The organism is Sphingomonas sp. SRS2, from assembly GCF_000971055.1.
Taxonomy (GTDB): domain Bacteria; phylum Pseudomonadota; class Alphaproteobacteria; order Sphingomonadales; family Sphingomonadaceae; genus Rhizorhabdus.
Genome location: NZ_LARW01000122.1, coordinates 1 through 9,244 on the forward strand (window position 1 = coordinate 1; position 9,244 = coordinate 9,244).

At 62.6% G+C, this 9,244-nt stretch carries 6 protein-coding genes and 1 pseudogene; 3 read left to right on the forward strand and 4 right to left on the reverse strand.

The annotated features are described in order from the left end of the window. Positions 1-111: pseudogene (locus WP12_RS25980) on the forward strand (IS5/IS1182 family transposase); the annotation flags it as partial. A 79-nt stretch (positions 112-190) separates the two neighbouring features. On the opposite strand, the gene WP12_RS19585 reads toward WP12_RS25980, so the two are convergent. The 3 genes from WP12_RS19585 to WP12_RS19595 are packed head-to-tail and all read right to left on the reverse strand — an operon-like array spanning position 191 to position 4,630. After that, a complete protein-coding gene (locus WP12_RS19585) occupies positions 191-1,231 on the reverse strand; it encodes an ACP S-malonyltransferase (protein WP_046195374.1) in 1,041 nt (346 codons plus the stop codon). Next, positions 1,228-3,417 carry a thiamine pyrophosphate-dependent enzyme gene (locus WP12_RS19590; protein WP_046195375.1) on the reverse strand — a complete coding sequence of 730 codons (2,190 nt, stop codon included), beginning with the start codon at positions 3,415-3,417 and terminating at the stop codon, positions 1,228-1,230. The genes WP12_RS19585 and WP12_RS19590 overlap by 4 nt, the downstream gene beginning before the upstream one ends. Positions 3,418-3,427: 10 nt before the next feature. Next, the gene (locus tag WP12_RS19595; RefSeq protein ID WP_046195376.1) at positions 3,428-4,630 is read right to left on the reverse strand and encodes an acyl-CoA dehydrogenase; all 1,203 of its coding nucleotides are present in this window, start codon (positions 4,628-4,630) and stop codon (positions 3,428-3,430) included. 143 nt (positions 4,631-4,773) lie between these two features. Between WP12_RS19595 and WP12_RS19600 the strand changes: the two genes are divergently transcribed. Together WP12_RS19600 and WP12_RS19605 are read left to right on the forward strand one after the other, a co-directional pair. Beyond that, entirely contained in the window at positions 4,774-5,730 is a 957-nt protein-coding gene (locus WP12_RS19600) for a LysR substrate-binding domain-containing protein (protein WP_160299255.1), read from the forward strand. 230 nt (positions 5,731-5,960) lie between these two features. After that, positions 5,961-6,437, forward strand: coding sequence for a cupin domain-containing protein (locus WP12_RS19605; protein WP_046195377.1), 477 nt, complete (start codon positions 5,961-5,963; stop codon positions 6,435-6,437). Between the two features lie 489 nt (positions 6,438-6,926). On the opposite strand, the gene WP12_RS19610 is transcribed toward WP12_RS19605, so the two are convergent. After that, entirely contained in the window at positions 6,927-9,140 is a 2,214-nt protein-coding gene (locus WP12_RS19610; protein WP_084691253.1) for a TonB-dependent receptor, read from the reverse strand. Between the last annotated feature and the right edge of the window lie 104 nt (positions 9,141-9,244).

The window sequence follows — 9,244 nt, forward strand, 5'->3', positions numbered from 1 at the left end:
TTCTTCTGCAAACTCAAAGAGTTCAAGCGCATCGCCATGCGCGCCTGCAAAACCGATCTAAGCTTCTCCGCAATGATCTACCTCGCCGCAGCCGTCATCAACTCGCGATGAATCCCCACAACCCCTAGAGTTTGTTTCACTTACGTGGAAGCGGGCCGGTACCGCCGTTTCAGCTTCGCTGAAACAAACTCTAACGGATGGGCTCGGTCACGATCCTGCGCTGTTCGGCCAGGCCCATCGACACCAGAACCGGTTCGCGCTCCTGACGCGCGCGGAAGTCGTCTCTGCTCGCCAGGGCCTGCCAGTCGGCGAGGATCAGCGACTGGGCGACCGCGCCGCCCAGCGTGGTGCCGGGCCCGGTGACGATGAACAGGTCGGGGGCGAACTCGCGAGCGGCGATGGCGATCGCGCGGGTGAAATCATAGGTCTCCACCACCTGCGTGCCGAGCGTATAGGCGCGCAGCGCCTCCCGGTCGGTGGCGCCCGGCCACCAGATCGCTCCCCGCCCATCGATCAGCGGCAACGCCGGATTGGCGAACATCTCGGCGGCCAGCATGTCCCGCCCCTGCGCGGCGACGGGAGCCATCAGCGGGGTGTGGAACGCGGCATGATTGCCGAGCCGCATCGGAAAGCGCTGCTGCACGGGTTCGACCGCAGTCTCGAACGCCGCGAGACCGGCCTCGTTGCCGGCCAGCACCAGCATGCCGCCGAGCTCGATCGACAAGTATAGGGCATGTCCGGGGGCAGCGGCGATATCGTCGACGAGCGCCAGGAGTTCGGCGCGCCGCGCGGGCTGCGGTCGCCAGTCTTCATCAACGAAGGGGTAGATAAGCTGGCCGCCGATCATCGCCTGCTGCATCAGCGTGCCCATGCTGTTGGCGACGCGGAAGCCATTTTCGGCGGATAGAGCGCCGGCGCAGGCCAGTGCCGAATACCAGCCCATTGAATTGCCGGTAACGGCAACGATGTCGATGCGCTCGCGGTCGATCGAGAGGAAATCGCCGAGCGTGGCGGCGAAGATCAATGCCGACGCATTGTCGCCGCGGGTGTGTTCCGCGAGCGAGAAGCGCTCGGACCCGTCGAGCTCGGCGATCGTCGCCTGGCCTGCCGCGCGCCGCTGCCTGTCGAACCCGGTCAGCAGGGCGGGGTCTGGAAAATGCCGCCCGACATAGCCCAGTTCGGACTTGTTATAGGTGCCCCGCCCCGGGCACACGACCACCGCCGTCGTCATCGGCCACCCCCCAGCAGATCGCGCGCGGCCGCGACGACCGCATCGACGGAGGGCATCGTCACGCCATAGGCCGGGCCGGTGGCGATGAAACTGTCCTCTGCGGTAAGTCGCGCATGGGGAACATCGGTGCGCTCGGTGAGCAGCGCCATCAAGGCTTCGGCGACCCCGCCGGTGCGGCGCGTCTCGTCGACGATGAGGATCTTCGCACAGCCCACGACCGCATCGACGATGGCGTCGTCGGGCAGCGGCGAGAGCCAGCGGATGTCCACCACCCGCGCGGCGATCCCCTCGCCCGCCAGCCGCTTCTGCGCCTGCCGCGCGAGATAGGCGCCGTTGCCGAAGGTCAGGATCGCCAGATCCTCGCCATCGCCATGCCGCCCGACCTCGCCCAGCGCGATCCGCTCCGACGGATCGGGATAGTGCATCAGCCAGCCGCCATCGCCCGCCTCGTGCAGGTCGCGCATCGGATAGAGCGCGATCGGCTCCAGGAAGACCACGAGCCGCTGCTCCTCACGCGCCAGGCGAACGCATTCGCGCAACATCATCGCCGCGTCCGCGCCATTGGATGGACAGGCGAGGATCAGGCCCGGAATGTCGCGCAGCACCGCAACCGAATTATCGTTGTGAAAATGTCCGCCAAAGCCCTTCTGATAGCCGAGCCCGGCAATGCGGACGACCATCGGGTTGCTGAACTGCCCCCTGGAGAAGAAGGGCAGCGTCGCCGCCTCGCCCCGCAACTGGTCCTCGGCATTGTGAAGATAGGCGAGAAACTGGATCTCCGGCAGGGGCACGAACCCGTTATGGGCCATGCCGATGGCGAGACCGAGGATCGATTGCTCGTCGAGCAGCGTATCGATCATCCGGGAGCTTCCGAAGCGGCTGCTGAGCTTCTGCGTCACGCCATAGACGCCGCCCTTGCGGCCGATATCCTCGCCCATCATCACGATCTCGCCATAAGCGAGCATGAGATCGGTCAACGCCCAGTTGATCAGTCGCGACATGATCTGGGGCGACTCCATCGCCTTCAGGTCGCCGCCAAATACCGCCGCGCGCGCATCGGGGGCCGGGCCATTGGCGAGCGTGCAGGACCGCGGCGGCGGGATGAGATGCTCCATCACCTCGGCGGCAGTGCCGAGCCGGGGACGCGTCACGGCCTGAGCGGCGACGCGTTCGACGCGCGCCTCGGTCTCCTGATAGATTGCCAGCGCATCGGCGGGCGCAAGCGCGCCGGCCTCCGACATCAGCCGCACCGCGTGGAGCAGCGGATCATGCGCCTCCTCGGCCTCCAGTTCCTCGCGCGCCATGTAGGTCGTCGGCATGTCGGCGCCGGCATGGCCGTAGAAACGCACGGTACGGATATGGAGGAAGGCGGGCTTGCGGCGCGTACGGACATAGTCCGCCGCTTCCAGCGCGACGCGGTAGGTATCGTAGATGTCGAGTCCGTCGCAGGCGAAATATTTGAGGCCGGGCCGGTTCGAGAAGGTGGCATCGATCCAGCCCCGGGGTGTCTTGGTGGAGATGCCGATGCCATTATCCTCGCACACGAACAGCAACGGCATCGGCAGCGACTGATAGGCGGTCCACTGCGCGGTGTTGAACGCGCCCTGCGCGGTCGAATGATTGGCCGATGCATCACCGAAGGAGCACATCACGATCGCGTGGTCGGACAGCGCCTTGTGCTCGGGCGGCTGGCGGCGGGCGAGGCCGATCGAATAAGCCGCGCCCACCGCCTTCGGCAGATGGCTGGCGATGGTCGACGTCTGCGGAGGGATGTTAAGCACCTTCGATCCCAGCACCTTGTGGCGACCGCCCGAGATCGGATCGTCCGAGGAACAAGCGAAGGACAGCAGCATGTCCCACAGGATCGACTGGCCGGGCACCTGGTTCGCGCGCTCGATCTGAAAGGCCGCGTCGCGGTAATGGAGGAAGGCCATATCCGCCGGCCGCAACGCGGCGGCAATGGCGGCCATGCCCTCATGGCCCGACGAGCCGATCGTATAGAAGCCCTGTCCCTTGGCCTGCATCGTCCGGCTCACCCGGTCGAGCGCGCGCGAAAGACAGGCCGAACGGAAGATCGACACCGCCTGCGCATCGGACAGCGGCCCGCCGGGGGCGCGTCCCTCCGGTAGCTGGTCCTGCGACACTCGCCGGAGGAAATTATCGTGGACGATCTGGACGCGGTCCATCTGGCTACCCCTAGAAGAAGGCTTGCAGACCAGTCTGGGCGCGGCCGAGGATCAGGGCATGGACATCGTGCGCGCCTTCATAGGTGTTCACCGTCTCGAGGTTCATCATGTGGCGCATCACCTGATACTCCTCGGAGATGCCGTTGCCGCCATGCATGTCGCGGGCCTGGCGGGCGATATCGAGCGCCTTACCGCAATTGTTGCGCTTGACGATCGAGACCATCTCCGGGGCCATGCGGCCCTCGTCGAACAGCCGGCCGACGCGCAGCGAGGCTTGCAGGCCCAGCGCGATCTCGGTCTGCATATCGGCGAGCTTCTTCTGGAAGAGCTGGGTCTGCGCCAGCGGCCGGCCGAACTGCTTGCGGTCGAGGCCATATTGCCGCGCGGCGTGCCAGCAGAATTCGGCGGCGCCCATCGCGCCCCAACTGATGCCGTAACGGGCGCGGTTGAGGCAGCCGAACGGTCCCTTCAACCCTTCGACATTAGGGAGCAGCGCATCCTCGCCGACCTCGACGCCGTCCATTACGACTTCACCGGTGATCGAGGCGCGCAGCGACAGCTTGCCGCCGATCTTGGGCGCCGAAAGCCCCTTCATGCCCTTTTCGAGGACGAAGCCGCGGATCTGGCCGCCATGCGCGTCCGACTTCGCCCAGATCACGAAGACGTCGGCGATCGGCGCGTTTGATATCCAGGTCTTCGATCCGCTGATCCGGTAGCCACCATCGATCTTCGCGGCGCGGGTCTTCATGCCGCCGGGATCGGAGCCGGCGTCGGGCTCGGTCAGGCCGAAACAGCCGATCCATTCGCCGGCGGCAAGCTTCGGCAGATATTTGCGCCGCTGATCCTCGGAACCATAGGCATAGATCGGATGCATGACGAGCGACGACTGCACCGACATCATCGAACGATAGCCCGAATCGACCCGTTCCACCTCACGCGCCACCAGGCCGTAGGAAACATAGCCGACGCCCGCGCCGCCATATTCCACCGGGATGGTAGACCCGAGCAGGCCCAGTTCGCCCAGTTCGCTGAAGATTGCCGGATCGGTCTGCTCCTCGCGAAAGGCTTCGATCACACGCGGCTGCAACTGCCCCTGCGCATAGTCGCGGGCGGCGTCACGGATCATCCGCTCCTCGTCGCTCAACTGGTCGTCGAGCAGAAAAGGATCGTCCCAGACGAATGAGCCGACCGGATTCGAGACGTCGCTTGTCATCAATTTACCCTCTGCATGACGGATTCAGTCGCGAGACCGGCGAAGTCCGCCGCGAAGGCGGAATCGCAATAGGCCGCAGAATATACTGTTCGGCGCAGAGTGATATCGATATCGAGGCATATAAATATTCAGAAAAGGAATATATGGCACGCGTCCTGCCGTCTCTTGTCGGACTCGAGGCGTTCGAGTCCACCGCGCGTCTCGGCAGCGTCTCGCGGGCGGCCGAGGAGCTCGGCCTGACGCAAGGCGTGGTGAGCCGCCACATCATCGCCCTTGAGCAGCGGCTCGGCGTGGCGCTGTTCGCGAGGCGAAGCAAGCGGCTGCATCTCACCGAAGCGGGAGCCGCCTATATCTCGGAAGTTCGGGCCGGCCTTGAAGGGCTCAAGGGCGCGACGACATCGCTGATGGCCAGCCGAGGCCATAGCGGCGCACTGTCCGTGGCGACCTTGCCGACATTCGGCGCGAGCTGGCTTGTGCCCCGGCTTTCCCGCTTCGCCGCGCGCTATCCCGACATCGCCATCACCCTGATCGGCCGCCCCGAGCCGTTCGACTTCGCCTTTGAGCGGGTCGATTGCGCCATCCATTTCGGCGGACCGGAATGGCCCGGAGCGGAGACCGACTATCTGTGTGGTGAAACCATGGTCGCGGTCGCCGCGCCCGAGCTCGCGGGGCGCGTGCGGACGCCCGAGGATCTTCTGACCATTCCGCTATTGCATATATCCTCCCGCGCCTTCGCCTGGCGGGAGTGGCTCGGTTCGGTCGGCGCCGCCGACCTGACCCTGAAGCCGCACTATACGGTCGACACCTTCTCAATGGCGCTGGAAGCGGTGCGCGCCAAATTGGCGGCAGCCATCCTCCCATCCTTCGTGGTCGAGGCGGAACTCGCCCGGGGCAGCCTGTCGACGATCTTCGGACCTGGAGTTGAAAGCTCTTCGGCCTATTATTTCGTCCGCCCGCGTCGCGACCGGGATCATTTTGCCGTGAAAGCCTTCGGTGCGTGGCTTCAACTGGAAGCGGGCGGGCGCGAAGCCGACGGCATGGGCGCCTTCCCGGCGGACCGTCTTCACAGGCCGGGATCGGATCGCTGGTCGCCACTCTGATAGTGCGATGAAGTCGGAGGCATGGAAACGGCCGGAATATGCCATCCAGCAGGCTATGACCTGATCTTGTCGAACACTGGACCAGCCCCCTCATAACCGATCCATAGTCATGACCACGGATCGGAACGCCTGGACTGGGCGGGTTGGAGCATACCCTCATTGCGACAGGCGCATCGATGATTGATTCGTACAGTAGATATCGCTCGGCAGCCCCCTCCAGGAGAATAAAAATGAATCTTCGTCACGCCATGATGGGAATTGTACTTCTGGGGGGAAATGCCTCTGCGGCCGGTACGTCTGAACAACCACCGAAAGATGTCATGGAGATTGTGCGGGAGGGGGAGATAAACTGGGCAGCGAGCCGTTTTGGCGCGCACCTGCCGATCGCCATTCTGGCCGGAGACCCGTCGAAGCCGGGTCCCTATGTCATGCGCGTGAAATTCGCTCCGGGCCACATGAGCAAGCCGCATTTCCACCGGGAAACGCGCTATGTCTTAGTGCTTAAGGGCACGTGGTGGGCGGGCTGGGGCCCATCCGGAGATCATGATGCGACCGTGCCGGTGCCGGCAGGTAGCTTCGCCATCCATCACGCCGACAAAATCCATTATGATGGAGCGAAGGACGAAGAAGTCGAGCTGCTGATCATGGGCACGGGTCCCAGCGGAATAACGGATGTGGACCCATCCGGGACTCCACTCAAGAAGTAAGAAGACCGCCATCGGCGTGGCACGACGCCGATGGCGGTCCGAAGCGAGCGCCCCGGTTTGGATGGATCGGCGATGGATTAATTGCTGGGGTCAGAGCAGAAAAATTATCCATCGCCTCGCTGCCCGAGTGCGACGCTGCTGCTGGAGTGGACGCCTCGCCTTGCGGTAACGCTATTACAGCCTGGCCCTATGTTCCGGAGAAAGGGAGCCGCACCACAAGGCGGCGTGTCCCTGCGCACTGCATCAGGCGTCGTGCTGCTCGAACGCCGTCTCCTGACGCGACGGGTCTGCGGCAGACGAGAGGGGCGCGGTTATGAGGTCCAAGGGGGCGGTAAGGCTATGGGTCGGAACGAGGCTGACCCGGGCCTGCCACGATCATGGCAGACCCGGGTCTTGACTGGCCCCGCTTCTATTTACCCGAAGCTCGCATCAACAAAACCGACGATCGATGCATCTACTCCGTCAATTTCATGTCGTCGCCGTTTTCCATCAGCGCCGCACTGAAAGCTGGAGAGCATATGTCCTTGGTGTCTGGATAGCGCTGAAAAATGGGCCATTTGCAAGCGTTGGGATCGTCGCAGAGAGGACCGACTTCTGGTTAGTGAGGTTTTTTCCGACCAGCGCGATTTCCCAGTTCTTGTCGGGGGGGCCTACCGCAACACGCAGGTTCACCAACCCATAGGCCTGGCGCTTCGGCGCATTGAATGAGGGAAGCTGGTGATACTGGCTTGAGCTGAAGTCGACGAAAGGATTCACATTAAGATCGAGCTTCGGTGACAGGGCCGTTTCGTAATATGCCGCCACGGTGCCGGTCCACTCCGGTGCGCGCACCGCGCGCGTGCCCGCCGGCGCGCCTGGAAACGCATCTACATTGATGGCGTCGGCGTACACCACGCCGCCTTGCAGGCGTACTCCGGGGAACGGCCGCCAATTCAAGCTCGTGTCGACGCCGCGCGTCCGAACCTTGACGTTGGTGATGACGTTGCCGATCGCGGTATTGATATTGTACTGAAAATCTTTGACCGTTGTATTGTACAGCGCGATGTCGAGCGACACGGTCCTGACAGGATGCAGCTTCACGCCGACTTCATAGGTGAGAGCCCGCTCGCCTTCAAACTCCGTGAGGGCAGGATTGGACGGAAGCGTCTGGAATCCGCCGCTCTTGCTGCCGCGCGATGCCGACGCATAGATGACGTTCCGGCTATCGAGGAAATATTGCGCCGATAGCGACCAATCGAGATTGCTCTCCTTGCGCGACAGGCTGAACTCGGGGAACGGCGCGAAGATCGCGGTGGCCGAGCCGGGACGCAATTCGGTGCGGAAGAAGCGCCCATCCTTCGTTTCGCGGGTGTAGCGGGCTCCAGCAGTAAGCTTCACCGCTTCAAGCGGACTGGCATTTACCTGCACGAAACCCGAATAGGAGTTCACATCCTGCTCGTAAAAGTGGTTCAAGGCGCCGGTACGCGGCCACGGCGCCTGAAAGTCGAGGACCTGGTCGACGCCCCATTTATTCCATAGATAATAAATGCCGGCGACATAGCTAAATGGTTTATCGGCTGGCGAGGACAGCCGTAATTCTTGCGAAAATAGCTCGTTCGGCTCGGTGACTTGAAAAGTGTACATGCTGGCGGCGGTGAAATCCAGATCGTTACGACGACGATCCTTCCAGTTCACATAAGCCGTCTGCGAACTCAGCGTGAAATCGCCGAGCTCATAAGTGGTTATGAGCGTCGCGCGATGGCTTTTCTGATTGTCATAGGGCGGGCGATCCGGATAGCCGTTGTAGGAGATCAACGGGCCTATCGCGAAATCCGTCTGGCCAATCGACGCGGCGAGCTGGCGAATGCTTACGCTTCCGGGAACTCCCAGCCCATCACGGATAAGATGGATGTTCTGGCCGGCTTCCTTATATTGATCGCGCTGGTAAATGAGCGTTGCCGATAGGCTCTCCGTCGGATCCCAGACGGCCACCATCCGCCCGCCCGCGACCTTGCGCGTAGGCTCGCGCACGCCGCGCAAGCGGTTACGAACATAGCCGCCTTCATTGTTATAATAACCTGCCAGGCGCACCCGCAAAGTGTCGCCGAGCGGGATGTCGACGCCTCCTTCAAGGCGCGTGCTGTTGAACTTGAACTCTTGGCTGGCAGTTATATCGAAACCGAAATCGTCGCCTGGACGGCGGCTCACGAAGCTGACAGCGCCCAAGGTGATGTTCTTGCCCAAAGTGGTCGATTGAGTGCCCTTGATCACCTCAATCCGGTCGACGTCGAAAATCGGCGAGACATAGTCGCGGGGATGGGCTGCATATACGCCGTCAAAAAAGCTGGCGACCGAAGCCTCGATCGAGAACACGGCGGTGTTCGAGCCCAAGCCCCGGATCGTCGGCGCCGCGGACCCGCCCAGTGCGTTATATAGCTGGAAGCCCGGCGTTATGCCGCTCAAATCCAATCCCGACCCCACGAGACGAGCGCTCAGCGCTTCGTCGGTCACGACGTTTACCGTAGCGGGCACCTCGGTGATGGTTTCGGACTGCCTGCGCGCAGTCACGATCAGCTCGTCGGACGGGTCCGTTTCTGCTGTTTCCGCTCTATCGGTAAGCACTTTGTCGCCTACGCGATCCTGGGCAACGGCCGGTGTGGCGAGCAAGAGCATTATAGTCGCGTGGGGAAGTACCTTAAAATGGTAGCAGTTCTTCTTTGCCATGCGCTTTCCCCTTTATTAGTTCTTTATTTTCAATAGAAATTTCTGCAACTTAATCTAATTGGCTAAGTTGATTGGCGCATTTATATTACAGAAAAAGATTATTT